Annotated in this window: 27 protein-coding genes, 3 tRNA genes and 1 pseudogene; 17 read left to right on the top strand and 14 right to left on the bottom strand. The window is 39.6% G+C overall.

Features of this window, described 5'->3' with window-relative positions; genetic code table 11:
• From KG708_RS02020 to KG708_RS02005, 4 genes are read left to right on the top strand one after another with little or no spacing between them, the layout of a single operon-like run.
• Positions 1-1,458: a M48 family metalloprotease gene (locus KG708_RS02020; RefSeq protein WP_213607859.1), complete on the top strand. Its 1,458-nt coding sequence runs from the start codon at positions 1-3 to the stop codon at positions 1,456-1,458.
• 52 nt (positions 1,459-1,510) lie between these two features.
• The gene (arsC, locus tag KG708_RS02015; protein ID WP_213608463.1) at positions 1,511-1,858 is read left to right on the top strand and encodes an arsenate reductase (glutaredoxin); all 348 of its coding nucleotides are present in this window, start codon (positions 1,511-1,513) and stop codon (positions 1,856-1,858) included.
• Positions 1,858-2,412 (top strand): NAD(P)H:quinone oxidoreductase, encoded by a 555-nt coding sequence (gene wrbA, locus KG708_RS02010; RefSeq protein ID WP_213607858.1) that lies wholly within the window; start codon positions 1,858-1,860, stop codon positions 2,410-2,412. The genes arsC and wrbA overlap by 1 nt, the downstream gene beginning before the upstream one ends.
• Positions 2,409-2,864: a DUF2069 domain-containing protein gene (locus tag KG708_RS02005; protein WP_213607857.1), complete on the top strand. Its 456-nt coding sequence runs from the start codon at positions 2,409-2,411 to the stop codon at positions 2,862-2,864. Before wrbA ends, KG708_RS02005 begins: the two co-directional genes overlap by 4 nt.
• A gap of 58 nt (positions 2,865-2,922) precedes the next feature.
• Here KG708_RS02005 and KG708_RS02000 read toward each other — a convergent pair whose 3' ends face one another.
• Both KG708_RS02000 and KG708_RS01995 read right to left on the bottom strand, forming a co-directional pair.
• A complete protein-coding gene (locus tag KG708_RS02000; RefSeq protein ID WP_213607856.1) occupies positions 2,923-4,260 on the bottom strand; it encodes an ankyrin repeat domain-containing protein in 1,338 nt (445 codons plus the stop codon).
• A 210-nt stretch (positions 4,261-4,470) separates the two neighbouring features.
• Positions 4,471-5,064, bottom strand: coding sequence for a phospholipid-binding protein MlaC (locus tag KG708_RS01995; RefSeq protein ID WP_213607855.1), 594 nt, complete (start codon positions 5,062-5,064; stop codon positions 4,471-4,473).
• A 246-nt stretch (positions 5,065-5,310) separates the two neighbouring features.
• On the opposite strand from KG708_RS01995, the pseudogene KG708_RS01990 reads away from it, so the two are divergent.
• Together KG708_RS01990 and KG708_RS01985 are read left to right on the top strand one after the other, a co-directional pair.
• A pseudogene (locus KG708_RS01990) lies at positions 5,311-5,848 on the top strand (acyloxyacyl hydrolase).
• A gap of 76 nt (positions 5,849-5,924) precedes the next feature.
• Complete coding sequence (locus KG708_RS01985) at positions 5,925-6,077, top strand: DUF2897 family protein (protein ID WP_213607854.1); 153 nt, start codon at positions 5,925-5,927, stop codon at positions 6,075-6,077.
• Between the two features lie 23 nt (positions 6,078-6,100).
• Here the strand turns inward: KG708_RS01985 and KG708_RS01980 are convergent, their stop codons facing one another.
• Both KG708_RS01980 and bamC read right to left on the bottom strand, forming a co-directional pair.
• Positions 6,101-7,489 carry a YjiH family protein gene (locus KG708_RS01980; RefSeq protein ID WP_213607853.1) on the bottom strand — a complete coding sequence of 463 codons (1,389 nt, stop codon included), beginning with the start codon at positions 7,487-7,489 and terminating at the stop codon, positions 6,101-6,103.
• 65 nt (positions 7,490-7,554) lie between these two features.
• Entirely contained in the window at positions 7,555-8,613 is a 1,059-nt protein-coding gene (bamC, locus tag KG708_RS01975) for an outer membrane protein assembly factor BamC (protein WP_213607852.1), read from the bottom strand.
• A 355-nt stretch (positions 8,614-8,968) separates the two neighbouring features.
• Here bamC and KG708_RS01970 point away from each other — a divergent pair, with 355 nt between their 5' ends.
• Complete coding sequence (locus KG708_RS01970) at positions 8,969-9,502, top strand: ACT domain-containing protein (protein WP_013465263.1); 534 nt, start codon at positions 8,969-8,971, stop codon at positions 9,500-9,502.
• Positions 9,503-9,512: 10 nt separating this feature from the next.
• On the top strand, positions 9,513-9,992 hold the full coding sequence (bcp, locus tag KG708_RS01965) for a thioredoxin-dependent thiol peroxidase (protein ID WP_024601114.1): 480 nt from the start codon (positions 9,513-9,515) through the stop codon (positions 9,990-9,992).
• A 140-nt stretch (positions 9,993-10,132) separates the two neighbouring features.
• On the opposite strand, the gene KG708_RS01960 is transcribed toward bcp, so the two are convergent.
• Positions 10,133-10,825 carry a substrate binding domain-containing protein gene (locus KG708_RS01960; protein WP_301002934.1) on the bottom strand — a complete coding sequence of 231 codons (693 nt, stop codon included), beginning with the start codon at positions 10,823-10,825 and terminating at the stop codon, positions 10,133-10,135.
• Positions 10,826-11,065, bottom strand: a complete 240-nt coding sequence (locus KG708_RS17420; RefSeq protein ID WP_301002933.1) for a LysR family transcriptional regulator — start codon at positions 11,063-11,065, stop codon at positions 10,826-10,828.
• A 96-nt stretch (positions 11,066-11,161) separates the two neighbouring features.
• Here KG708_RS17420 and KG708_RS01955 point away from each other — a divergent pair, with 96 nt between their 5' ends.
• The 3 genes from KG708_RS01955 to KG708_RS01945 all read left to right on the top strand — a co-directional run bounded on the left by KG708_RS01955 (position 11,162) and on the right by KG708_RS01945 (position 12,624).
• Positions 11,162-11,596 carry a DMT family transporter gene (locus KG708_RS01955; RefSeq protein WP_213607851.1) on the top strand — a complete coding sequence of 145 codons (435 nt, stop codon included), beginning with the start codon at positions 11,162-11,164 and terminating at the stop codon, positions 11,594-11,596.
• Positions 11,597-11,603: 7 nt separating this feature from the next.
• Complete coding sequence (locus KG708_RS01950) at positions 11,604-12,062, top strand: DMT family transporter (protein WP_213607850.1); 459 nt, start codon at positions 11,604-11,606, stop codon at positions 12,060-12,062.
• Positions 12,063-12,177: 115 nt separating this feature from the next.
• Positions 12,178-12,624, top strand: a complete 447-nt coding sequence (locus KG708_RS01945) for a hypothetical protein (protein WP_213607849.1) — start codon at positions 12,178-12,180, stop codon at positions 12,622-12,624.
• A gap of 133 nt (positions 12,625-12,757) precedes the next feature.
• On the opposite strand, the gene KG708_RS01940 is transcribed toward KG708_RS01945, so the two are convergent.
• Positions 12,758-14,152 carry a hypothetical protein gene (locus KG708_RS01940; RefSeq protein WP_366513544.1) on the bottom strand — a complete coding sequence of 465 codons (1,395 nt, stop codon included), beginning with the start codon at positions 14,150-14,152 and terminating at the stop codon, positions 12,758-12,760.
• Between the two features lie 1,023 nt (positions 14,153-15,175).
• Here KG708_RS01940 and KG708_RS01935 point away from each other — a divergent pair.
• Entirely contained in the window at positions 15,176-15,436 is a 261-nt protein-coding gene (locus tag KG708_RS01935; RefSeq protein WP_213607847.1) for a hypothetical protein, read from the top strand.
• Between the two features lie 108 nt (positions 15,437-15,544).
• Here the strand turns inward: KG708_RS01935 and queE are convergent, their stop codons facing one another.
• On the bottom strand, positions 15,545-16,210 hold the full coding sequence (gene queE, locus KG708_RS01930) for a 7-carboxy-7-deazaguanine synthase QueE (protein ID WP_213608462.1): 666 nt from the start codon (positions 16,208-16,210) through the stop codon (positions 15,545-15,547).
• 145 nt (positions 16,211-16,355) lie between these two features.
• Here queE and queC point away from each other — a divergent pair, with 145 nt between their 5' ends.
• Entirely contained in the window at positions 16,356-17,012 is a 657-nt protein-coding gene (gene queC, locus KG708_RS01925) for a 7-cyano-7-deazaguanine synthase QueC (protein WP_013465272.1), read from the top strand.
• Positions 17,013-17,071: 59 nt separating this feature from the next.
• Here queC and KG708_RS01920 read toward each other — a convergent pair whose 3' ends face one another.
• Entirely contained in the window at positions 17,072-17,521 is a 450-nt protein-coding gene (locus KG708_RS01920) for an isoprenylcysteine carboxylmethyltransferase family protein (protein ID WP_013465273.1), read from the bottom strand.
• Positions 17,522-17,688: 167 nt separating this feature from the next.
• Here KG708_RS01920 and KG708_RS01915 point away from each other — a divergent pair, with 167 nt between their 5' ends.
• On the top strand, positions 17,689-17,931 hold the full coding sequence (locus KG708_RS01915) for a hypothetical protein (protein WP_013465274.1): 243 nt from the start codon (positions 17,689-17,691) through the stop codon (positions 17,929-17,931).
• Positions 17,932-17,942: 11 nt separating this feature from the next.
• Here KG708_RS01915 and KG708_RS01910 read toward each other — a convergent pair whose 3' ends face one another.
• From KG708_RS01910 to KG708_RS01890, 5 genes are all read right to left on the bottom strand, one after another.
• Positions 17,943-18,956 (bottom strand): hypothetical protein, encoded by a 1,014-nt coding sequence (locus KG708_RS01910; RefSeq protein ID WP_213607846.1) that lies wholly within the window; start codon positions 18,954-18,956, stop codon positions 17,943-17,945.
• A 94-nt stretch (positions 18,957-19,050) separates the two neighbouring features.
• Positions 19,051-19,716 (bottom strand): tRNA (adenine(22)-N(1))-methyltransferase TrmK, encoded by a 666-nt coding sequence (locus tag KG708_RS01905; RefSeq protein WP_213607845.1) that lies wholly within the window; start codon positions 19,714-19,716, stop codon positions 19,051-19,053.
• A gap of 8 nt (positions 19,717-19,724) precedes the next feature.
• Positions 19,725-20,654: a class I SAM-dependent methyltransferase gene (locus KG708_RS01900; RefSeq protein WP_213607844.1), complete on the bottom strand. Its 930-nt coding sequence runs from the start codon at positions 20,652-20,654 to the stop codon at positions 19,725-19,727.
• Positions 20,655-22,649 (bottom strand): excinuclease ABC subunit UvrB, encoded by a 1,995-nt coding sequence (gene uvrB, locus KG708_RS01895; RefSeq protein ID WP_213607843.1) that lies wholly within the window; start codon positions 22,647-22,649, stop codon positions 20,655-20,657. It lies immediately after the preceding gene.
• A complete protein-coding gene (locus KG708_RS01890) occupies positions 22,646-24,025 on the bottom strand; it encodes an MATE family efflux transporter (RefSeq protein WP_213607842.1) in 1,380 nt (459 codons plus the stop codon). Before KG708_RS01890 ends, uvrB begins: the two co-directional genes overlap by 4 nt.
• A 1,038-nt stretch (positions 24,026-25,063) precedes the next feature.
• On the opposite strand from KG708_RS01890, the gene KG708_RS01885 reads away from it, so the two are divergent.
• The 3 genes from KG708_RS01885 (at position 25,064) to KG708_RS01875 (ending at position 25,336) form a co-directional block, all read left to right on the top strand.
• Positions 25,064-25,140: transfer RNA gene (locus tag KG708_RS01885), tRNA-Asn, on the top strand.
• A gap of 21 nt (positions 25,141-25,161) precedes the next feature.
• Positions 25,162-25,238: transfer RNA gene (locus tag KG708_RS01880), tRNA-Asn, on the top strand.
• Positions 25,239-25,259: 21 nt separating this feature from the next.
• Positions 25,260-25,336 (top strand) — tRNA-Asn (locus KG708_RS01875).
• The last annotated feature ends 1 nt before the right edge of the window (position 25,337 follow it).

Raw genomic sequence — 25,337 nt, 5'->3', positions numbered from 1 at the left:
ATGCAGCTAAAATCAGCCTTTATCATTTTATGCAGTGCAGTGCTTACATTTAGCCTACTAATAAGTGAGCCGTTAAAGGCACAAACAAATCTCCAACTGCCTGACCTAGGCACGTCTGCACTGCAAGCTTTGCCGCTCGAAAAAGAAAAAGCAATTGGTGAAGTGATGATGATGCAGATCAGAGGCTCATCGCCATTAATTAACGATCCGGTGCTTGATGAATACCTTACAACCTTAGGCCGAAAGTTAGTTGCTAACGCCAATGATGTGCGTTTTGGATTTTCATTCTTTTGGTTAAATAATCCCGAAATCAATGCGTTTGCATTTTATGGCGGCCATGTAGGTGTACACACAGGATTAATAGCCCAAGCCGATAACGAGAGCCAATTTGCATCGGTTCTTGGCCACGAAATTGCACACGTAACACAGCGCCACTTAGCAAGGCGCATTCAGCAGCAACAAGATAATAGCGGGCTTACCATTGCCGGCATGATTGCTGGTATTTTAGCCGCGGTTGTAGCTCCTGACGCTGGTATGGCTATTATCTCAGCAAGCCAATCACAATCAGCGTTCAGTCAACTTAGGCATAGCCGCTCTGCCGAACAAGAAGCAGACAGAATGGGCATGCAAACTCTCAACAATGCAGGGTTTGATGCCAGAGCCTCAAGCGAATTTTTAACCAAACTTGCCGCACAAATTCGTTATAAATATAAGCCACCGGCGTTTTTACTCACTCACCCTCTTCCTGAAAGTCGTGTGTCAGATGTTCGCCTTCGCGCCGAGCAGTACCCTAAACGCCAGATAGGCTCAAGCCTTGACTTTAACTTAGCTAAAAGTCGTGTGTTGGCGCGTTACAATAATACCCCCGAGACCGCAGAAGCCTTATTTAGAAAATTAATGCGCGAAAACACCTATAACAACGTAGCATTACAGTACGGTTTAGCTATTAGTTTGCTTGATCAAAAAAAGACAGATGAAGCTCAGCCTATTCTCGATGAGTTACTGGCAGAGGATCCTAAAAACTTATTTTATATTGATACAAAAACAGATTTACTCATTGCACAAAAAAAAGCCGCAGAGGCTGTGACTTACTTGAGCGAGCTAAATAATTATCGGCCAAATAACCAAGTGATCACCTTAAATTACGCAAATGCAGCACTAGAGGCTAAGCAATATGAATTAGCTGAAAATGTACTAAAGTCGTTTTTACTAGAAAAACCCGATCACAATTTAGGCAAACAGCTTTTAACTGACGCCTACAAAAAACAAGAAAAATTGGCGGCCTACCATGAAGCCAATGCAGATGTATTATCTCAGTATGGTGCGTATTTAAAAGCAGCCGACGAGATACAAAAAGCGCTTAATTTTGTAGAGCCAAATGAAAATGTAAAGCAACAACGCCTAAAAGCGTTACTCACACAGTATCGGTTATTACAAAAAGAACTTGCTAGGCTTTAAGTCTGGGATGAGTTCACCTAAAATAGCCACAATTTATACTTTGGATGATTTTATGTCAGTTACTATTTATCATAATCCGCGTTGTTCAAAATCTCGCGAAACCCTTAACCTATTACAAAGTAAAAACATTGAACCATATGTTGTTGAATACTTAAAAACACCGCTTTCTCATGAGCAAATTAGTACTTTAGTTTCTCAGCTGGGGTTTGATTCGGTACGAAGTCTAATGCGTACCAAAGAAGAGCAATACAAAGCGCTTAATTTAAAAGATGAAAACAGCGAGTCAGTGCTTATTGATGCCATGGTCAATCACCCAAAACTAATTGAGCGCCCTATTGTAGTAAACAACAATAAAGCCGCCCTAGGTCGCCCGCCTGAAAACGTATTAAGCGTTCTATAATGAGCACAACCATCGTGGTGCTGTATCACTCAAGCCATGGCTCTGTAGAAGCGATGGCACATGAGATTGCAGAATCCATAGAGCAACAAGGTGCAACCGCATTATTGCGTACTTTTGTGGCTAAAAATCCGCATGATATAGTGATAAACAAAAACGATTTAGTCGCCTGTGATGGACTGGCTTTTGGTACCCCGACCCGCTTTGGCATGATGGCCTCACAAGCAAAAACGTTTTGGGAAACCACCAGCGATCTTTGGCTCAAAGGCCAACTTATAGATAAACCTGCTTGTGTTTTTTCATCATCAAGCAGTATGCATGGGGGCAATGAAGCAACTCTACTCAACTTATCATTACCCTTATTGCATCATGGGATGATGTTGATGGGCGTACCCTACGATGTACCCGAATTGCTAGGCACCGAAACAGGCGGTACACCTTATGGCGCCTCACATGTTGCCGGTAGCAATAACAGCTCAACTCTAAGTAAAGATGAAATTAAAATATGTCAGAGTGTTGGAAAACGCCTGACTCAAGTTGCGAGTAAACTTAAATGATTCAAGCAAGCGAGCCTGCTAAAAAGCCAATTACCATTAAATTTCAGCGCCTAGCCTTATTTGGTTATATTGGCCTGCTTATTTTAATGCCATTATGGATGTTTGTATTAGCGCCCAGAGACGGCCACAGCAACGCCTTTCTTTTTTTGGTGTATGTGTTGCCATTATTACTGCCTTTAAAAGGCATAATTCAAGATAAAACTTACACCTATGCGTGGGCCAATTTTATTGTCATGCTTTATTTTTTGCATGGCTTTACATTACTATGGGTCGCACAAGATGAGCTAATATGGGTATTGCTAGAGTTATTATTTGCTTCATCTATGTTTATTGGCTGTACTTATTATGCACGCCATAGAGGCCAAGAACTAGGGCTTAAAATTCGTAAACTTAAAGATGAACTCGCTGAAGAGAAAGCCGCCCACGAGCATGATAAAAATAATTCGCAATAAATGTCCAACAATACAAAAACGCGCTAATTAGCGCGTTTTTTGTAGTAAGGCATAAGTTTTAAACTAACTCGCTTAAAGCTGCCAGCCCAACAATACAGGCTAAACCTAGTTGTGCAACAAGACTAAAAACCGACATCATTCTTACTAAAAACAATCCCCAAGGGTGCTTTACATCCGGGTACAATGAGCAGCGCTTTAAATTGGTTGCAAAGAAAAAACACACCACCGCCGTCATAGTCATAAAAAGGGTAAGCTCACTTTTTATAGTGATGTTTTCATCAAAAAAGAAAAATAACTGTAGCGGTAATAATAAAGCCACAACCGCATGTAACACATGCACCTTTTTAATTCGCTCTAGCTGCCCTTCTGGTGATAACTCTTTAATACCAAAGTCGCGCTCTAGGCACTTAACTAAGTTACTGGCTTTTATACTAACCGCTAACCGGTAACAACTTAACCCCTCGTTATTTCGCGCTCTAAAGTCATACCCTGCTTTGAGCAGTAAAATCATCAACGATTCGTTTTTACTCATCACTGCGTAATGTAGCGCCGTATTACCGTTCGCGTCTAGCGCTTTTTTATCTTGGTACTGCAGCAGTATTTCTACTACATTTACATAGCCTTTTTCTGCCGCCCACATAAATGCTGTTTTATTATCTGCATCGGTCAAGGTGCCAGTAGCGCCTTGCTCAATAAAACGCATTGCCATGGTTTGCTTGGCTTTTTTCTTGTTTAAATGCGCAAGTAAGGCATTTTCCAAAAGCACAATAGAGTCAACATCAGGAGACACCTGAGTTAACAAAGTAAAGTAGTCTTTGCCAGCAGCCACTTTTTCGCTAGCAAGCTCTGCTAAGTGTTCAATATCAGCAATAGACTGAGGGATATGTGCACTTAAACGCTCTCTAAAATCGACCTCTTTCCAAACAGATAAGGTATCTGCAGCTGAGAGCTTTGCACCTTGTTCTAGTGCATACTCTATCAAGGTAAAAAAACGTTTACTAAAGAATAAGCTAATTAAAGAAAGTGGCGTTTCAATGTTATTTTGCGCCGACACACTTGCGTACTTTTCAAGTCGCTGACACAGCATTAGCACAATATTTTCTATGCTGTAGTCATTGGCAAAGTAATGCGCCTTAAGTGCAGCAATGTACGCTTGCGCGTCTTCATCATATTCGCAAATATGTTGAAAATAACATTCTTCAAACGGCTCTAAAGGGGTTAACCACGTTAGATAATAAATGGGGGGTAAAACAGTGGTACATACACCATTATCTTCCTCAGTAGAGCGACAGGCAGGCCAAGCTTCTAAAGCATCTAAAATGAAGGCACCGTTTTGTTCAACCAGCCCTTTGACCAGTAACGGGTATTCCTTTGGCCAAATTAGTACATTTTCCATTAAAACAACACAACTCCAGTGTAGCTCGGGTGAGTAGTCAGTTATAACAGTATTTAGCTGACACCACGCTTAATCAAAGAAGCCGATATTCTAACACAGCTAGGTAGCCAAGCTAGCGTAAACTCATGCAATATAGGCCAAAATACAAAAGCAGCCAACGACATACGTCATTAGCTGCTTTTAAGGTTGGAGCTGTTAATTGTAAAAGTGCTAACTTTGCTGAAGTTCTGCTGTAACTTGCTCTAATCCTACATCAGAAATACGTTGAATGATCTCTTTTTGCTTAGCACTGAGTAACGAAATTCCCTCAGCAACTATGTCGTATACTTTCCATTGCTGATCGTTACCTAAACGCAGTTTAAAATGCAAATCAATGGTTGGCTTATTAGGTTCAATAATTTGCGTTTTCACCGTAGCAAACTTAGAGTCGCTTGCAGCAGAGTCTTGCTCAAATATTACATCTTGCCCTGTGTACTTAATGAGCGCACCAGCATAAGTGCCTGTCAAGTAATGCTCTACAGCACTAATAAACGCAACACCCTGTTCACGGTTAATGCCTTTAATATGCTTACCTAATAATTTAAACGCCACAAATTTAATATCAATATGCGGCATCAAACGCTGCTGAACAATTAAAGACATAGTCTCTTTACTGGCATCGCCTTTCGCATTTACTTGTCCAATATCGTTGAATAATGATTCAGCGACAGTTTGCAATAACTGTTTAGGTGATGGCTGTGTTTGTGCATATAAGGTACTACTGAAAAAAACAGCAATAACCACTAAAAGCTTTATAAGTTTCATAATAAATGCATAGTTTAAATAATTAATTTAAGCGCAATTTACGCAAATAACAGGCAACAAAAAAGGCATAAATAAGCACCTTATTAATGCCATATCGGCACCAATTGAATTAATTAAATAAATTCAATTGGTTAAATAAATCAGTTAACAAGCCATATACAAGCGGCTTTTTGTCCTCATTGAAAACACTAATTCACCGTCCTTATTATCCCTTTACTATTTTGACTTAAACCCTAGTTGGCCGTTATGAAAACCTCATACAGCAGACTTTTAGTTCTTGTTTTTACACTGTTTATATTGGCTACCAAAGCCGCTTATGCATCCTCTAACCATGGTTATGCCGTCGATTTATTAAAAGGAGAAGACAATGTAACTGGGGCAAAGCTTGCGTATCAATATCACCCCCAAGGGATGCAAAACTTTGTCGGCGATGCTCGTTTTTATTTAGAGACCAGCGTTAACGTATGGCAATACCGCTATAATCAACAATCGCAATCCAACATCGTATTAGCTATGTCACCGGTAGTGCAATTTCCAGCATTTAGTGTGTACAACACCCCCCTTTTATGTAGAGGCAGGTATTGGTTTTTCATTACTTGATGAGCGCTATTTTGCTGGTAAAAACCTAAGTACTCATTATCAGTTTGAGGATAAAATAGGCCTAGTTTCCGATTTTGGAACAATCAATCTAGCGCTGCGAATTATTCACTATTCAAACGCCGGGTTTAAAGCGCCAAACCCAGGTATCAACTTTTTAACGTTATCGATGGCACAAGGATTTTAATTACTTATATTCGAACATTGCAGCGTTAACTTAAACTGGTCATAATCACGGCTTAATTAATCATCGGAGTAGCAAAATGCAAATTTGGCAAATCGTACTAATTATTGTAATTGTACTGGCTATTGTTATTGGTAATTTGGCACTACTACGGTTGAGTGCAAAAAGCGAATTTAAACCCTCAAAACCGAGTTTATCTACTGGAAAAAAGGCAAAAAAAAGCCCTGAATAATCAAGGCTTTTTAGTTAAATACATTAGCCAACTAACCAATGTGCCATTAAAGCAATAACCGGTAAAGTTACTAAAGTTCTGAGAATAAAAATAACAAACAACTCAAAAACATTAACAGGTATTTTACTACCTAATAAAAGTGCGCCCACTTCAGACATGTAAATTAGTTGCGTTACACTCATGGCAGCAATAATAAAGCGTGTTACATCGCTTTCAATTGAGCCTGCGGCTAGAATAGATGGAATAAACATATCTGCAAACCCCACCATAATCGTTTGTGCCGCCATTTCGGCTTCAGGTATTTGTAGCAATTCTAAAAATGGAATAAACGGCATACCTAAATATTGAAATATTGGCGTGTATTCGGCAATAATTAACGCAAATGTACCCACAGCCATTACCACTGGTAATACCGCAAACACCATATCAAATGCGTTATGTATTCCCTCTTCTAAAGTGCCCTTGAGCCCAGGTGCTTTTTCTGCTTTAGTGAGTGCAACATCTAAAGAATGCTTAAATAATGTTTTACCTTCAGGCACTAACTCAGCGTTTTCATCAGGCTTTTCACCATCAATGAGAACATCCTTTTTAAAACGCAATGGCGGTAATCTTGGCACAATAATAGCCGCTACAATACCCGCTAAACATACGGTTAAATAAAAAGGAGCAAATAAGTATTCAAGCTTAACTTGGCCAATCACCACCAAACAAAACGTAATTGAAACAGCAGAGAAAGTGGTACCAATAATCGCAGCTTCACGTTGAGTATAGTATTTATCTTCATACTGGCGCGCAGTCATCAAAATACCGACACTACCATCGCCTAACCATGAGGCAACACAGTTAACTGCGCTGCGTCCGGGCACGCCAAATAACGGGCGCATTACTTTTGTTAGCAAGGTACCCACCAGCTCAAGTAAACCAAAATTAAGTAATAATGGCAGTAATAACCCCGCTAAAATAAATACCGAAAACAACACCGGTAGTAAATCTTTTAATACTAATAAACCGGTATTTTCGGAGGTAATAGCATGTGGCCCCACTTGAAAATAAGTTAAAAGCACAAACGCCATTCCAAATAACCGTGTTACTAACCAAATCCAACTCACATTAAATAAATGATTTAATAAGCGAAATTTGGTTAAGCTTTTCGGTTTAAACACACTAAATACCAACGACGCTAAGCCAGTAATGCAAATTATCGTGGCTATTAGCCCAAGCGCTATATTACTAAGTAAAGCTTGAATAGCTTTTGCCATTACCGCGATAGGAATGGTCATTATATCGCCAGATGGGACTGGCGTCATAAACAAAAACACACCGATTAAAGAAGGAATTAAAAACACTAACCACACTTTCAAATCATAACTTTTTTGGACGGGTGCTGGGCGTGATGGATCTTTCTGAGACATATTTTCAACCTGTAAAAACCACAAAAAGAGCAAAGCGCTCTTTTTGTGGTAACTTATTATAGTTATTAAATTTTAATACCGCGCTTAATTAACGCCGCTTCTAATGCTTGCTGTAACCCATTCATCGTACCTGGTTCAAGTATTTCACCTTGATCATCCATCCACGTTAGACTGGTACCACCTTGTTCTGTTTTACTAACCAAAATTTGGTATTGACCTTCATCAATTGGAAGCGCTGTTGGTTCATCGCCCCAAATTGAATCCCATACACTGGTTTCTACTTTCGCGTAATCTGCTGTTATTAAACCTGTCTCTTGGTTTATTTCAACAATAGTAAAAGATAAACGCTCTAAGAATCCAGAAAAGCGATCGAATACCGTATCGTAAGCCTGCTCAGTAACAAGTGCGGCATTGCCTTTGTTATCAAACCCGAGTTCTAACGAGATGATCCCTTGGCGCTTACGCATATCAACTTCAAGCTGACGGTAGCGGTAATCAAACTCGCTCACTACTTGATTAAGTGCGCGTACTTCAAGCTGCTGTTTTAATAAATCAGTAAGAGGCTTATCTCCTTTAAAGTCAATAAGTTCAGCAGTCAATGATGCTGTGCGTTGGTGATCTTTTTCTTCAATAGTAAATTTAAAACGCTCTAAATCAACGTTTTCATCATTGCCCCATAACCAGCTTTCTTCAGGCTTTACAATAGCGTACCAATCGGTTACGAGTGTTCCTTGCGTTTTATCTTGCTGTGTTGCACTAATGTTATTATCAGCAAGCACCGCTTGAATCGAATCCCAAATAAACACATCTAAATCTTCAATGCCGTCATTTTTATCAAAATAAATACGCGCTTGTTTATCTGCTTCCTCAACCCAACTGCCTTTAGCAATGGTTAAAACTTGCGCCGGCGGACGATAGTTTGTTGCCTCCGGATTATTATCATATTGACCCACATCCATTTTATAAACAGGATCTTGAGCGGGTTGAGATAACGATGCAGGCGCTTTAACCGGCTCATGGGCGCGGTAATTACGCTCATTATGAGCATCACTTGTAAATACACTACACCCTGACAAACTTACCAATACACTTACTGCTAGTGCTTTTGGGATCCAATACTGCACAGATAATTCTCCTTAGCATACCCTTAATTGTTTTAACAAATATATGAGTGGGTAATGCCGATTTGGTTCAGTGTAAAATCAATATTAACTTTACATTTATAATTTGCTTGCCTAACTGCATTCAGCCTATGAGATAACAAACGGACTAGGCTACAAATAGACACATTTTTGCTATGGTACTTTCACAAGCTTGTAAAAACAAGAAACACTGCACTATTAACCGCCTAAAATTAACCGCTGCTATAGTTTAACGCGGGTTTTGTGTTAAACTTTGCCGCCGTGCAACGCTACGTGTTTATTTTTTTGTTGCCAAGTCGGTTGTTTTCATCCAAGTAACTTAGGTACTTTAAAACCCATGACTGCATTTTCAAATCATCAAATTGTTTTAACCGCAATTGGCGAGGATAGATCGGGCATCGTCAGTGAACTTACGCAACTCGTAAGCGATTGCCACTGTAATATTATAGATAGCCGTATTGCAATTTTAGGCAACGAATTCACCTTTATTATGCTACTTAGCGGTGATATGTCAGCCATTAGCCGCATAGAGCATACATTACCGACCAAAGGAATGGAGCTTGGACTGCTCACTATGATGAAGCGTACTTCAAGCCATAATCAAAGCGAATTTTGTGCAGGCTATACCTTAGAATATACCGGCATAGACACCCCTGGCACATTAAGTAAAGTAACGCGTTTTTTTGCAGATAATAATATTAATATTTGCTCATTAAAATCAGACACCTACGAAGAAGAAACTGAGCTAAAAATGCGCTGTGAACTTGAATTTAATATTCCCGTTGACGTTGATATTGACCAATTTAAAATTAGTTTTGAAAACCTTTCGCACGTTTTAAACGTAGATTACATCTTTCGACGTATTCGCTAAGGAGTTTAGCATGAACAAAATTACCCCATTACAAAGTGGCGACACAGCACCGGCTTTTAGCTTACAAAACCAAAATGACGAAACCGTCGTGCTCAGCGAGCTATTAAAAGAAAAACAAGTGCTGGTATACTTTTACCCTAAAGCGTCAACACCTGGCTGTACCGTACAAGCCGAAAACCTACGTGACCAACAAGCTGAGCTTGCTAAATTTAACACTCACGTAGTTGGCATAAGCCCAGATCCGATTAAGCGTCTTAAAAACTTTGAAACTAAAAAAGAGCTTAACTTTGACCTACTCTCAGATGAAGATCATGCCATTGCTGAGGCATTTGGGGTGTGGGGCTATAAAAAGTTTATGGGCAAAGAGTACGACGGTATCCACCGCCTCACTTTCTTAGTAGGCCAAGACGGTAAAATTAAACACTTGTTTGATAAATTCAAAACCAAAGATCACCACCAAGTGGTATTAGATTATTTAGCAGCTGAATAAAGGCTAAAAGCTAAACGCTAAACGCTAAACGCTAAACGCTAAACGCTAAACGCTAAACGCTAAACGCTAAACAAGATGAAAATAAAAGCGTTGCTCAAGGGCAACGCTTTTTTGGTTTTTAAAGTACCAAATCAATTAAGCTATTGTTGCCAATAAAGCGGTTCACCGAAAACATCGGCAAAGTAATCAATAAGCGCCCTAACATTTAAAGGGGCATAGCGTGTGTGTGGATAAATAGCCGCTATTTGCTGAGGCTCTGTTTTAATTGCTGCATCATAATTAGGTAACACCTTTACTAAAGTACCCGCCTTTAAATGCTCACCAATAAGCCAATCAGGAAACAGCACTAAACCCATGCCTTTTAATGCACAAGTTAATAATGTATCAGCGTTATTTGAGACAAGTAATGGTGCAACAGAGTAATGAGCCCATGATGCATTTTTAGCTTTAAACAGCCAACGATTCGCGCCTGAAGAACCTTTGTAAATTAAGCATTGATGATTTTTAAGTGCAGATGGGTTAGTAATTTTAGGGTTGTTTTTCAAATACGCTGGTGAGGCTGCTAAATGATACACTTGAGTACCAAATACGCGCGCATGTAACGAAGAGTCGGTTAACGCACCGATACGAAATATAACATCGGTGGCATCTCGATGCGGGTCAATAAAGTCATCAGTAAGTGTTAACTCTATTTGTAAGTTTGGGTAGCGAATACTTAACTCAGGCAACCAAGGAGCAATGTGCCTTTGGCCAAAAAATACAGGCGCATTAATTCTAATTAACCCGGTTGGTTCGAGCGTTCTGTCTTGCAGCTCTTTTCTCGCGTCATTCATTTACTCGGTGATTGTTTGTGCATAATCTAAAAACAACCGACCCGCTTCTGTTGGCACAACAGCACGGGTATTTCGATAAAAAAGTTGCTGCCCTAGTGCATCTTCTAATTGTTGAATAGTGCGTGAAATATTTGACGCAGACACCCCCTCCCGCCTAGCCACCTCTGAAAAACTATGGGTATTAAAAACACCTATAAACGTAACGAGTGTTTTAATGCTCACTGTATTTATGTCATTCATTTGTGCAATTCCTGCAAAAGTCATTTCTGGATTGTAGCGTTTTTCTGGCTTATTAGCTGGGTTAAAATGGTATTAATTACTATTTGGAGGATATAAATGCAATTTCTATTAATATTACTGACCTTTATGGGCGGTATGGGTTTGTCCGTAGAAGCTGGGTTATTAGGGCCTTTGGGTAGTGAAGTGGGTGAACTGTGGGCCACATTTAGTATATTTGCGGTTGGTGCCGCCTTAACATTTTTGTTAATGCTGTTTTTTAGCCCTCGTAATATTCCTTCATTTTTTAGCCAGCCCCCTTCTTTATTATTAGGTGGCGTGCTTGGTCCTGTTTACGTGGTTATTTTAACAATTGCAACGCCTAACATCGGTATAGCCATGACAATGATCGGCATACTCGCAGGGCAAATTTTCAAAAGCTTAATTATTGACCATTACGGTTTGTTTGGCACCACTGAACGCAAAATCGATGTTAAACGCATTATTGCTTTGGCGTTTATTATTATCTCTCTGGTTTTTATGGCACAAGGATAAACTCACTATGACTATTATTATGATTTTTCTAGCTGTAATTGGTGGCGCAACATTAAGCATTCAAGCAGCCTTAAACGGACGACTAGGCGGTAACGTCGGTGTTTTTAAAAGTGCTTTTTTAACCTTTTCTGTTGGTGCACTAGTAACCGCACTGCTCATATTTTATTTTGAACCAAATCATGCTGTAACCTTAATGGATGTACCAAAATGGCAGCTACTTGGTGCCATGTGTGGCGTACCATACATTGTTATTATGGTGCTTGCGGTGCAAAAAATAGGCACAGCGGTGGCAACCGTCGCGGTTATTTTTGGTCAACTAACCATGAGTGTATTAATTGATAATTTTGGCTGGCTTGGTAATGAGGCTATTGCATTGTCACCCAGTCGACTAGCGGCGTTAGTGTGTTTAGCCATTGCATTATTTTTTATTTATTCAAGCGGTAAAGTTGAAGACAAAAAATCGTAGTATAAACCTAAAAAACGACGCTAAAAGGCAACGTTTTTTATTGCTTTAGCACTTTAAACTTTGGCATCGCGGCCGATAACAACATCAATAAACATAATATTATGGATAATAAACCGTGATACAGCTAAATAAACACTCAGCCTTTGACGTTAAAATTACAGCCGAAAAAACAAATATTGCACTACAAACAAAAGACACAACAAAAAATCAGGACAACACTGATTATCAATTATCAGACAAAGAACGCAATAAACTCTCAGGAAAAGAGGCTGAGCAAAACGCTGAAAAAACAGCAAATTCAGAAATGCCTGAATATATTGCAAAAATGATAGAGCAACTTAAAGAGCTCAAACAGCAGCTTGAAGAACAAAAAGAACAACTATCTCAATTAAAAACTCAATCCGACCAAGAAGACGAGGTCATACAAGCACAAATTGAAGCACAGGCAAATATCGTTTCATCAACACAATCTCAAGTAGTCGCGCTGGTACAAATGATTAGCCAAGCTATGAAAGACGCAGGTATTACTGACGCAGGTGCACTTGTTAGTGCCATTGTTTGAATTTTCAGAGCCAAGTATTCAGCGTTATACAAATCTACCTTACAAAGGCGGCTTTATTTTTATCATCGGCTTATTATTTCAATGATAAATATGCCTACACTAGCGGTTAAAAAACCACGTTATGCTTGCGTTCTCACTCTTCATCCAACAGTGCTTGCTGATAAATTTTATTAAACTGTTCAGCAGGTAAGTCAGCCGCAAAGTGGTAGATAAGCGCTTTGTATTCATCGCTTTGAATTAATTTTGAGAGTGTATTATTAAAGTCCTGCATAAATTTTATATTTTCTTCACTGCGCTCACACATTAAATGCCCAACAGTAAACGATATTTTTAATTTCAAATCAAAGGAGTGAATATCAGCGTCTGTTATATCGTGCCAATACGTGGCTACATCGCTGGGGTATTCAATAGACGCATCAAACTCTTGCAACTGCGCTAATTGTTGTAATCTAGAGAATATATTAGTGGGAGCTGGTTTTATTTTAGTTTTATCTACCTCTTCAAGTAGAGACATAATGTCTTCGGAGAATATTCTGAATTTTGATAACCCTAACCTTAATTCACTTTGTGACACCAACTCGTCTAAATTTTTTATATGTTTAAATTGAGCCAAGCTATTTGGAGAATAAAGTCGCGGTGCGAGATACAAAGAGAACGGCTTTGATATTAAATAGCGGCTTGCTCGTTCTGCCGTGTTAATTTTATTGGCGAAACAATGATTAATGCCAAATTGCACCTCAGCATTGGTATCTGGCGCTTTTACAAACTCAATTCTGTAGTCTCGCATTTCAGCCAAAATTAACTTATAAAGCTGCGCGTCGAGCGATTTTCCTGCGGTAACTGAGTTCATTCGTAGCAAAGACTCATCGTTACTACTTAATACGATTTTTGTTTTATTTGCGTCAAATTCTGCAAAACGCGTATTTTCATAATCTGATTTATATAATGCCTGCAACCGTCCCGATGATTTTAATTTTGGCATTGTTTGGTCAAATTTTCTCGCCAAGGCTTTCCCTTTTTCATTATTCGAAAAGGCTAAATAAATAGGCCTTGCTGGCACAACCTCTACATAATTAAGCTTTGATTTATACTCTTTGGGAATGTTGTAGTCAAAATCAACGAAAGCATCTATGCGTTTATTGAGTAGCAGTGCCACTGCGTTTTCAATAGTAGAAGCCGGGTAATAATCGTGTGGGTATTCAATAAACTTATCGAAATTGTAGCCATCGAGCCAGCTTAATACTTTGTTGTTTAAATCAGACAGTTTATTAAACTTATGAGCAGAATCTACAAAATACGCATTAATTGGGTAATCGTAGTCTAAATACCAATTAGGATAATAAGCTAAAGGAATATCCTCTTTAGCAACACCAACAACAATATCATATTGTTTTTGTTCAAATAAATTGGTAATTCGTTTGTAAGTACTAAAATCAAACTCGAGCTGCTCATCCACATAAACTTCTTTTAATAATTCAATATAAACGCCTGTTTCATCCGGATTGGTGTAATCAACCCAGTGAGTCACGCCAACTTTTACACTAGCGAAAGCCGAGCTTATTAAAACATAAGAAAAAACAAACAACAGTAGTAGGTATTTAGCCAAGCGCATTCTCCCAATCACTTAGTTTAATATATGCACCACCAGTGTACTTTGCAAACTTGGGTTTTAGTTTGGTACTTTGAAAAGGCTCAAGGTTCAAGGTTCAAGGTTCAAGGTTCAAGGTTCAAGGTTCAAGGTTCAAGGTTCAAGGTTCAAGGTTCAAGGTTCAAGGTTCAAGGTTCAAGGTTCAAGGTTCAAGGTTCAAGGTTCAAGGTTCAAGGTTCAAGGTTCAAGGTTCAAGGTTCAAGGTTCAAGGTTCAAGGTTCAACAAAATAAAAACAAAAGCGCTGCTTAGTAACAACGCTTTTAAATATTAGCTTTGCTTAAAAGTCATAGAAAAGTTAGTGATAGTAATATCTTAGGTAATTTGTTAAAACTAGATAAGTGAGCGTAGCGTCGTAGGTAGAGATTTGCACGACGCGCGCACTATAAAATTATTAAATCGCTCACTAAGGGCAAGTATTAAATAAACAAGAGTATAAGTATTGCTAATGGCAAAACGGCACTTCTTTCAGCTAAACTTGCTGGCCTTGGTGTTTTAGAGGTTTTCCCCATATCTGCTTTAATATCTGTAGAAATGGATGCGTTTTTAAAAGTTGCAAGTATACAGCTCACATAAGCGTTTAAACTTAACACAGCAGCTATTAGCAAAATAAACACATAGGTAAAATATGAAACTTTAGGGTCTGTTGACCTTTGCGGATTAGAATTTGCTCAAACTAGGGGCGGTTTAATCGCGGCGCGAGGTTTGTAACCTAGTGGGCTAAGTAAAAACCGAGCAACAAAGAGTAAATCGCCCCTAGGCAGAACCCTTCGGGCAGCGCCTGTTTGGCATTGATGCTGCGTTATCGCCTATTTATGGGGAATAACCACACCACATAGGCTTTGCCTTGCCTAAATACCAAACAGACGGCTGCAAATTTAACCTTGAAAGGTCAACAGACCCTAATGGCTCCTTTATTACTCATCATTGCTGGATGCAGTAGTGTTGCACAAAAAGATGAACAATATTCGCCGTGCTCTGAGGCGTGGTTTAACTATGTTGAACAGCAAGTTAATACCGGTGACGGTTATGGACATGGGCCAGACATTGGCTCTTTAGAATGGCGCTCTGTGATCATGTTTAAACTCGGTATTAGAGATAAGCCAAATGTACCAGAATTAAATACACAACAGTGGTGTCAATTTATTGATGATAATTATATTTAAAGCCAGCTTAACTTTATGAGTTGACATGTGTTTAGTTAGGTTGGGTTTACTCACCCAACCTTGTATCTACGTAATATAACTTAACGCAGAGCAGCTTACAGCTGCTCTTTAACTAATCCCCAAATACTTATGTACTTGAATTGATAAGCGCCAGTTTTTGGCGATACAAGTATCAATGGCTAATTTAGTCGCTGAGGCTTTTTGGCTGATTGGCTGCAAATATACCAGTTTTGGGTTTACACTGGTGGCGGCAAATAGCTCTTCCAGTTCTTCTACGTGTTTTTGCATAGCAACTGGGTGTTTAATCTCATCGGCGCGTTGCATGGCACTACTGAGTACTTTGTAGCCACCGCGCATATTGATTTTTGGCGATACCGTGACCCAGGTTTGTGCAGGGGCGAGTATTTCAAAGGTGCCACTGGTTTCTATTTGTGTGCTAAAACCATGATCATGCAATAAATTACACACAGGATTTAGGTCGTACATGCAGGGTTCGCCACCAGTTATAACAACATGCTTGGCGGTATAGCCACGGGATTTAAATAACTCAAGTACCTGCGCAGCACTGGCCTCGGCCCAATGATCTGAGTCGGCTTTTTTTTCTACCGTGTCATCAAGTGATACTTTATATACGTTATCAACATCCCAGGTTTGCTTTGTGTCGCACCATGAACATCCCACAGGGCAACCTTGCAGGCGTAGAAAAATAGACGGCGTACCAGTAAAACTCGCTTCACCTTGAATGGTTTCAAACACTTCATTAATTTTGTACAAAAGAAATCTCACTTACAACCTGACGGCAAAATTGTTACTATTAGAAAACGCAAAGCACGGTGCAAAAATTGTCATTTATGCCTTGGCCGTGTAGTATATCGCGCCCTGATATAAACCTCTATCAAAACTAAAGAGCAAACCACGTATGACGCAAAAAGTAGTTGTTATTTATTCCGGCGGTATGGACTCATTTACTGTATTAAATAAAGCCCTGCAGCAAGGCCATGATGTTTATGCCCTCTCGTTTGATTATGGTCAGCGTCATGTTAAAGAACTTAAAGTAGCCGCCAGCGTATGTGAAAAGCTAAATGTACCGCACAAAATTGTTGATATATCGGCAATTAATCAGCTTATTGGTGGCTCGTCGTTAACGGACGATATTGATGTGCCAGAAGGCCATTACGAAGAAGAAAGCATGAAAAGCACCATTGTGCCTAATCGCAACATGATTTTACTTTCATTAGCGGTAGGTTATGCGGTGTCGCTTAAAGCAAGCAAAGTATATTACGGTGCGCATTCGGGCGATCATGCTATTTACCCAGATTGCCGCCCTGAGTTTGTTAAAAAGATGGATGATGTGTGTCGTATTGCTAATTACGATGCGGTAGAAATTTTTAGTCCGTATTTAAATAATACTAAAATCGATATTTTAACCGATGGTATTAAAATGGGATTAGACTACAGCCAAACATGGACCTGTTATAACGGTCGTGATAAGGCCTGTGGCAAATGTGGCGCTTGCCAAGAACGTTTAGAAGCCTTTGAGCTGAACAACGTAACCGACCCGCTTGAATACGAGTAAAGTTTAAAATAAGCACACTATAAGGCTACCAAGGGTAGCCTTATAGTATGAAAAAAACATTAAAGCCAGCGTTTTACCCGCGATTTGTAATCCTCAAATTGCTCACCAAATAACTGATGTAACGCCCGCTCTTCGGGAATGATTTGAAACAGCGTTAAATAACCAACGTAGCCCACAATACCTAAAAAAGCCCAAATAGAGCTTAGCCACACGCCCCACCCCGCCAGTATAAAAGCAAAGCCTAAATACATAGGGTTACGTGAGAGTTTATATACCCCTGAGGTAACTAAGCTTGTTGCTTGCTCAGGTTTATTGGGTAATACCGTGGTTTTAGCTAAACGAAAACTGACGACCCCAGCAATACAAAAAAAACAGCCGATGGCGACTAATCCTAATGCTAGGTAAGTTATGAAGGCGGTAAAGTCTATTACCGTGTAATGCGCAATCAGTGCCATAACAGCAGCGAAAAATACCACAACGACAACCGGTGGAATTTTATTATTTAACATACCTATCCTTTGGAACGATTACAAAATAACTACCTAGTATATGGTGGCGGCACAAACAATAACAATGGTTTATCATTATAAATACAAATAAAGTTACAATTAATTAGCTTTATTGGCGCTTAATTATGGTTATAATTTAGCCTTAATACAAAATAAAGGAAGTGATTATGTCTGGCACTACAATGATTGTACTTATTGTGCTTATTTCTGTGGGCTCAGGGGTTATTTACGATATGTACAAAAAGCACCTTGAATTTAAACATAAAGTTCAAGACAACAATCAAGATGCTCATAAGCAATTAGCAGAAGTAACCGCGCAAGTGACTGAACTCAAACAGCGAGTACAAACACTTGAAGCGATTGTTACCGACTCAAGCTATAGCGTAAAACAAGAAATAAACAAACTATAGCCATACCTTAGTTATAAATAATTAGGGTATAAATGGGCGTTTTCTGGCTGTTCTATACCATGAGCAGCTAAAAACCCGCCAATGGCTTGACCACACCCTTGAGGTGCTCTGCCACTGTCTATTTCAAAGTTTAACTGATTCGCTTCTTGCTTACCCATAGAACACAAACTAACTGAACTAGGTGAACGCATGGCAATACTCAGCTCCCCTACCAGCTCAGCTTGAACATGTTTACTAAAGCGCGCAAAGCCTTGGTATTTAAAATGCTCACTCACATACTCGTTACTTACAGCAACCAGTGCGGCAATAAAGCTATGTAAAAAGCTGTTGGTTGTTGCATCAGGTGCTAAAAATGACAAGGTTTTATTATTAAATTCGCTTAGCTGACAACTATCGCAATGCAGTTTAACCGTATACACCTGCTCGCCGGTGATTATGGCTTGGCAGTTAATTAGCGCAATTTTATTATCCGCAAACACCAGGCGCTCTATCAGGTCGTTCAATGGAATATTTTTAAACGATGTGCTTTTAACAAGTTCAGGGTTTTGCGCCATAACGGGTAAATCATGATGATTGTTAAACGGCGTGCTAGTTGCCTCTTGGTGTTGCAGCTGAAAAAGCTCTCTTACTTCATGCTCACGTGCCACTTTAAGAGCTAAAAATGCTGTTTGAATAAGCTCTGAGGTTGGCAAATTTTGCTCTACCGGCCAGCGACGACCAAACAGTAACTTTTTTGCTTTGTTCTCAGCACGGTAATTATCTGGACTAAGTACCGCCACTTGCAGATAAATATCACTGTTTTTTTCTGCAGCTAACACACTAAAGTGAGTAGAAAAACTAATGTCGTTAAGCACTTCATTAACGCTGGCTAGCGTATGTTTGTAACGTAAAAAATGCTGGGGAACAATCCAATTATTATTGGCCAGTTGTACTAACGGCGCATACGAAATCGGTTGCTCGTAACTGTGTTGCCACTTTTGCCCATCGCCTAGTAATGGCTCAATTTTTATATTTTTATCTGACATATTTAAACCAAATAAATCCGCCTGATGGCAAGATATTAACTATGAAGCACTTTACGTAGTTAATCACAAAAACCGATCACACTGACAGGAGTATTTAGCATTCAAATACTCGTTGATACTCTGTTATAACTTTTTGATAGTAAAGTCTATCTTTATTGAGCATTCGAGTATAATGGTTAAGCAATTGCTGCTGATATTGATGATGTTGTGGATTGTGTTTATCCCACATTTGAGCACCGGTTTGAGTGAGTGTTTGGCTGGCATTTACACTAACGTGTAATACTTCGTAAAAACGTTTGTTTTCAACAATAATTTGCTCGTTTTCGAGCTTTAAATTACAGGCTTTTAAACCTGCGCGCACTTTGTAAAGATGCTGAATGGGGCAAATAATAAAACTGAGTTGGTGCAAGCTTTGCGGGTTGTTGGCAATAATTTGTTCAATAAGCTTTAAACATAAATCGCCCCCCACACCAGCAATAACCACCACTTGCTTTGCAGCTGTTGGCAATTTAATTTGCGCAACATCTTCGCAGCGCACTTGCCATGAAGGTAAAAATTTACCTTGCTCAAAGTGTTGCAGCGACTGTTCGAGCGCTTCCATTAACGTTGGAATAATATCCACAAAATTTATATGTTTTGCTATACCGCGCTCAAGTAACGCCATCCCTAAAAAGCCATGATCGCAGCAACAATCCCAAACAATATCGTAAGGCTCTGTAATTAATGAATTGATGGCGTTTAAACGTTTACTCAGTTTCATTTAACTCACTATGTTTTTGTTTTGTACACAAATGCTTTTAAGCTTTTATCGCTATCAATTTCAATAAAGCGATCAGTCGGTTCTAGGCGTTTAACAAACTCTATAGCACCTTGAGTATGTTCTTGAATAAGTGCTTTAAAGTCGTTTTCTGAAAGCTCTGGGCTATTAGCACATAACAACAGCTGTGTAGTATCGTTTAAAAGCTCAGGAAGTCTGCGCAACACTTTTTGGTAGTCTTTAGTTAATATAAAACTGCCTTTTTGAAAGCTGGGTGGATCAACAATGATTAAATCAAACGGTGCGGCTTTTTTTAGCTTACCAAACGACTTTAAAATATCATGCGGTAAAAAACTGACGCCCCTATCAACATTGTTTAGTTGATGGTTTTGCTTACCGACTTTTAACACGCCTTTGCTCATATCCATGTTCATCACATGATCGGCACCGCCGTGCATAGCCGCTACCGAAAAACCACAAGTATAAGAAAACAGATTAAGTACTTTGGCATGTTTACTATTGTGCATGACAAACTCACGGCCTTTTCGCATATCAGGAAAAATACCGGTGTTTTGCTTACTCATTAAATCAACCAAAAAACGCACACCATTTTCGGCTACGCTATGGCGCGCGGGCAATTGCCCATGCACTAGGGTGTTATGACTTTGTAGCCCCGCTCGCTGCTGATACACCAATGCAGTAATTAGCTCTGGATGATGTTGTTGTGCCCACTGCCATAACGTATCGGTGAGCGTAGTGAGTGTTAACTCATCAATTTCACTGTATGACACCAAAAACAAACTCGGTGGATAAAAGTCTAAGTTAAGATGGCTTAGCGCTTCTACGCTGTGGCCGCGACCATGAAATACGCGGCATAATTCGTTATCTGCAAAAGGCGTGTCTGCTAATGCATTAATAAGAGGAGTAAAATCGATTGTCATTTAATTAATCAACTGTTGTTGTAGCTCATGTATTTCGTCGCGTACAGAGGCGGCTTTTTCAAATTCTAAATCACTGGCGTAGGCATGCATTTTGGTTTCTAGCTGCTTAATTTGCGTAGCAATTTCTTTCGCACTAAGCATTTTTTTAGACTCTTTACGAATAAGCTGTAAGTTATCTTGTGCTGAAGCATCTTGGCCTACGTCCATCACATCGAGTATCTTTTTGATCAGCGCTTTAGGCTCAATTCCGTGCTTAACATTATAAGCATGTTGTATATCGCGGCGGCGCTGGGTTTCATCAATGGCTTTAGCCATCGACTTAGTAATTCTATCGCCGTATAAAATAGCACGACCATCAAGGTGGCGCGCAGCACGGCCTATGGTTTGAATAAGCGAGCGAGCTGAGCGTAAAAAGCCTTCTTTATCGGCATCTAAAATAGCAACTAGTGCCACTTCTGGCATATCTAAGCCTTCACGTAGTAAGTTAATGCCTACTAACACATCAAATACACCGGCACGTAAATCACGAATAATTTCGACCCGCTCTACGGTGTCTATGTCAGAGTGTAAGTAGCGTACTTTTACATTATGTTCGCTTAAATAATCAGTTAAATCCTCAGCCATGCGTTTGGTCAGTGTTGTTACTAACACGCGCTCGCCTTTTTCAACACATTTATAAATTTCTGAGAGTAAGTCATCAACCTGATCGCCAACCGGGCGCACTTCTATTAATGGGTCAAGTAAGCCGGTTGGACGAATAACTTGTTCAGCAACCTCGCCATTGCTGCGCTCTAATTCAAAATCACCTGGTGTGGCCGATACATATATAGTTTGCGGTGCAATGGCCTCAAATTCTTCAAAACGCAGTGGACGGTTATCCATTGCCGAGGGCATTCTAAAACCATACTCAACAAGATTTTCTTTACGGCTTCTGTCGCCTTTATACATTGCACCAATTTGCGATACGGTTACGTGCGATTCATCAATAATCATTAATGCGTCGTCAGGTAAATAATCAAGCAATGTTGGCGGTGGATCGCCTGGCGTGCGCCCCGATAAGTAACGGCTGTAGTTTTCAATGCCTGAGCAATAACCGAGCTCGGTCATCATTTCTATATCGTATTGGGTACGCTGGGCAATACGTTGCTCTTCAACTAATTTGTTAGCACTGAGTAGTTGTGCTCTGCGCTCTTTAAGCTCAACTTTTATTTTTTCGATGGCTTCGAGAATTTTTTCTCGTGGTGTTACATAGTGAGTTTTAGGGTAAATGGTCGCACGCACTATGTGCTTTTCTACTGCACCGGTTAGCGGGTCAAAAATACTTAGGCGTTCAACTTCATCATCAAACATTTCTACACGAACTGCATAGGTATCTGATTCAGCAGGGAATATATCAACCACTTCGCCGCGAACACGATACGTACCGCGACTAAAATCAATATCGTTGCGTGTATATTGCAACTCAGCTAGGCGACGCAACATGTCACGTTGATCAACCTTTTCACCTACTTTTAAAAGCAGCATCATTTTCATATATGAATCAGGATCGCCCAAACCATAAATCGCCGATACTGAGGCAACAATGATGGTATCGCGTCGCTCTAAAAGCGCTTTAGTGGCACTGAGTCGCATTTGCTCAATATGCTCATTAATGGATGCGTCTTTTTCAATAAACGTATCGCTGGCTACCACATAAGCCTCAGGTTGGTAGTAATCGTAGTAAGATACAAAGTATTCAACCGCATTGTGTGGGAAAAACTCTTTCATCTCACCATATAGCTGTGCTGCTAAGGTTTTGTTATGCGCCATAATAATAGTAGGACGATTTAAATCACTGATGATATTAGCCATAGTGAAGGTTTTACCGGTCCCTGTTGCGCCCAATAAGGTTTGCTGAGCAAGCCCTGCCTCTAAACCTTCGCACAACTGAGCAATAGCGGTAGGCTGATCCCCAGCGGGTTTAAATTTTGATACTAACTGAAAATGATCGCTCAATGACTACACTCCTGTAATGCCTGACTACTTAACGCTTCAATTTCTTTCATAAACCACCTGTAAGCTACAAGGGCTGTGAATAAATTACCAATGGCCGCGCCAATAAACAAGCCAATTAAGCCTGCCAGTTCATTCCCGATATACGCAAAGGGAACATAAAAAATAAATAACCGAATGACGCTCAAAACTAAGGCGTTCATGGGTTTGTGTAAAGCGTTAAACGAGGAGTTGGATAAAATGATCACTCCTTGCAAGCCATAACTTAATGGAATGGTATAAATAAACAGTTTTATGACATCAACAACGGCTTGCTCTTTACCAAATATTTCACTAATGACGCCAGATAACATAATTAATAAAATATAAATAACAAACTGCCATAACATCACAAATTTTAAGGTTCCTAGGTAGGCATCCTTTACGCGAGAAAAATGACTGGCTCCAAAGTTTTGACTAATAAATGGCGGCAAAGTCATAGAAAGCGCTAACACCACCAAACTCGCTATTGATTCTATTCGGCTCCCTACTCCAAAAGCAGCCACAGCCTCTGGACCATGATGTGCAACCAATGCCGTCATTACTGCCATAGCAACCGGTGTTAGCATGTTAGCACCTGCTGCGGGTAAGCCTATTTTTAATATTTTACGGATCGCTCCAATAACCGTTTGCGACCCTGCTTTTAAACTCAGTAAGCGCTTTTTAACAATTAATAAGTATAAAATAATTGCCACAGCAACTGCCCATGCTATAACACTGGCGATGGCGGCTCCTTTAATGCCAAACGCAGGAATGGGGCCAAAACCAAAAATAAGTACAGGATCGAGTACCGCATTAATAAGCCCCGCTCCACCCATAATAATACTCGGTGTTTTAGTATCGCCACTGGCACGCAGTACAGAATTACCAATCATCGGGGTAATTAAAAATACACTGCCTAAAAACCAAATACTGATATATTCATGAATGAGCGGTAATACTTGCTCCCCAGCTCCGAGTAAAGTAAAAATAGGATCAATTAATAAATAGCCACACGTAGATAAAACCAACACTAATACCACCGCAATCAACAACGATATACTGGCATCAAAACGCGCTTCTTCAATATTGTTACTGCCTAATGCTTTTGCTATTACCGCTGAGGTACCTATACCTAAACCAATCGCTAAACTAATAACGGTAAAAGTGACGGGAAATGTAAAGCTCACTGCAGCAAGCGGCTCTGTACCCAATAAGCTAATGAAAAAAGTATCAACTATGTTGAACATCATTAGGGTTATCATCCCAAAGATCATCGGAATGGTCATTTTCTTTAGTGTAGGCAAGATTGGAGCGGTGAGTAAATCAGGGCGAGTATGTGATTGAGAATGTGCGCGCATAAAATAAATAAGCCTCTTTTACTGAACGGCATATTTTAAAGCATCCTAGCTGTTCAAGCCATGCTTTATTAAATCTAAACAATTAATTAAACGTTTAATCTACAAACTGTTATTTTTATGCCTTTGTAAACAAATTTCGCGCTAACACACTAAAAACCAAATAGAATACATTTATGCAACTTTTGCAACATTTATTTTTTAGGTTTTGTTGATTTATCACACAGTCAGAGACTGTGATTTATCGTCACGAAAAATTTTATTTATCGATTAAGTGAGTAACTTAGCTGAATCGTAAGCTATTGTTTTTAAATATATAAAAAAAAAGCTTTTAAATACTTGAAATCGTTGTAGCGCCCTACAATGCTGGGGGTGCTGATGTTCTTAAAGTTTCATAAACAGAGTTATCCACAGAAACCGTGGATAACTCAATCAACCCCACGTTTATAAAGGGCTACAACGGGGTGTTAAATTATCAGATTATTTGGTTTTTTCTGTTACCAAGATGCAAACAGCATTGTATGCCCCTGTTATGTGTATGAAGGTAATATTTTCTTAGGCAAATATCAGTAAGTAACACACTCAAACAGGTAGGTAACTCATTGATTGTTTTATTTTTGTACAAAGCATTGCTACTGCAGTCAACATTTGTATTATGTTTTAGCGCTAACTTTAGTTTACGTAACTAATACATATTTAGTTCAACCGTTTTAGAGTACCACAAATAAAAAGGAGCCCTTTTTTTAAAGAACTTAATTATCGCTTTATAAAAATACAGGAAATAGAACGCATTTTTGCTATTAAAAGCCGTTTTCTTAAATTTTACTCATCTCCTTATTAGCTCAAATTACAAACTTCATTCAAATATTACCCTGTTTTTATAAAACAATATCACTGCGCTTTACTTAAATAGTGTTACAAAACGCGCAGATTGCACATAAAAACAACGAATAGCCCCCTTTTTTGAATTTATGATCTTTTATATGTTGACACTTTGCTATGCGGTCATTAATATTTCGCCCCGTTGAAAGGCAAGACGCTTCCCCCTTAGCTCAGTTGGTTAGAGCGACGGACTGTTAATCCGCAGGTCCCCCGTTCGAGTCGGGGAGGGGGAGCCAAGTTTTTCAGCCATAAACGATTCCCCCTTAGCTCAGTTGGTTAGAGCGACGGACTGTTAATCCGCAGGTCCCCCGTTCGAGTCGGGGAGGGGGAGCCAAGTTTATGTTTACGATGTAGTTCCCCCTTAGCTCAGTTGGTTAGAGCGACGGACTGTTAATCCGCAGGTCCCCCGTTCGAGTCGGGGAGGGGGAGCCAA

This window comes from Pseudoalteromonas sp., assembly GCF_018402495.1.
Classification (GTDB): domain Bacteria; phylum Pseudomonadota; class Gammaproteobacteria; order Enterobacterales; family Alteromonadaceae; genus Pseudoalteromonas.
Note: the sequence above shows the minus strand (reverse complement) of the source record. Positions and strands in the feature narration are given on the sequence as shown.

Coding starts and splice junctions, on each gene's coding strand:
- KG708_RS01960 (WP_301002934.1), bottom strand. CDS start 10,825: ATGAATGACGCGAGAAAAGAGCTGCAAGACAGAACGCTCGAACCAACC.
- bcp (WP_024601114.1), top strand. CDS start 9,513: ATGAACAAAATTACCCCATTACAAAGTGGCGACACAGCACCGGCTTTT.
- KG708_RS01920 (WP_013465273.1), bottom strand. CDS start 17,521: ATGTTAAATAATAAAATTCCACCGGTTGTCGTTGTGGTATTTTTCGCT.
- KG708_RS01890 (WP_213607842.1), bottom strand. CDS start 24,025: ATGCGCGCACATTCTCAATCACATACTCGCCCTGATTTACTCACCGCT.
- KG708_RS01935 (WP_213607847.1), top strand. CDS start 15,176: ATGGCTCCTTTATTACTCATCATTGCTGGATGCAGTAGTGTTGCACAA.
- wrbA (WP_213607858.1), top strand. CDS start 1,858: ATGAGCACAACCATCGTGGTGCTGTATCACTCAAGCCATGGCTCTGTA.
- KG708_RS01995 (WP_213607855.1), bottom strand. CDS start 5,064: ATGAAACTTATAAAGCTTTTAGTGGTTATTGCTGTTTTTTTCAGTAGT.
- KG708_RS01900 (WP_213607844.1), bottom strand. CDS start 20,654: ATGACAATCGATTTTACTCCTCTTATTAATGCATTAGCAGACACGCCT.
- KG708_RS01980 (WP_213607853.1), bottom strand. CDS start 7,489: ATGTCTCAGAAAGATCCATCACGCCCAGCACCCGTCCAAAAAAGTTAT.
- KG708_RS01985 (WP_213607854.1), top strand. CDS start 5,925: ATGCAAATTTGGCAAATCGTACTAATTATTGTAATTGTACTGGCTATT.
- KG708_RS02000 (WP_213607856.1), bottom strand. CDS start 4,260: ATGGAAAATGTACTAATTTGGCCAAAGGAATACCCGTTACTGGTCAAA.
- KG708_RS01915 (WP_013465274.1), top strand. CDS start 17,689: ATGTCTGGCACTACAATGATTGTACTTATTGTGCTTATTTCTGTGGGC.
- KG708_RS01950 (WP_213607850.1), top strand. CDS start 11,604: ATGACTATTATTATGATTTTTCTAGCTGTAATTGGTGGCGCAACATTA.
- KG708_RS02005 (WP_213607857.1), top strand. CDS start 2,409: ATGATTCAAGCAAGCGAGCCTGCTAAAAAGCCAATTACCATTAAATTT.
- queC (WP_013465272.1), top strand. CDS start 16,356: ATGACGCAAAAAGTAGTTGTTATTTATTCCGGCGGTATGGACTCATTT.
- KG708_RS01905 (WP_213607845.1), bottom strand. CDS start 19,716: ATGAAACTGAGTAAACGTTTAAACGCCATCAATTCATTAATTACAGAG.
- KG708_RS17420 (WP_301002933.1), bottom strand. CDS start 11,065: ATGAATGACATAAATACAGTGAGCATTAAAACACTCGTTACGTTTATA.
- KG708_RS01910 (WP_213607846.1), bottom strand. CDS start 18,956: ATGTCAGATAAAAATATAAAAATTGAGCCATTACTAGGCGATGGGCAA.
- KG708_RS01955 (WP_213607851.1), top strand. CDS start 11,162: ATGCAATTTCTATTAATATTACTGACCTTTATGGGCGGTATGGGTTTG.
- KG708_RS01970 (WP_013465263.1), top strand. CDS start 8,969: ATGACTGCATTTTCAAATCATCAAATTGTTTTAACCGCAATTGGCGAG.
- KG708_RS02020 (WP_213607859.1), top strand. CDS start 1: ATGCAGCTAAAATCAGCCTTTATCATTTTATGCAGTGCAGTGCTTACA.
- arsC (WP_213608463.1), top strand. CDS start 1,511: ATGTCAGTTACTATTTATCATAATCCGCGTTGTTCAAAATCTCGCGAA.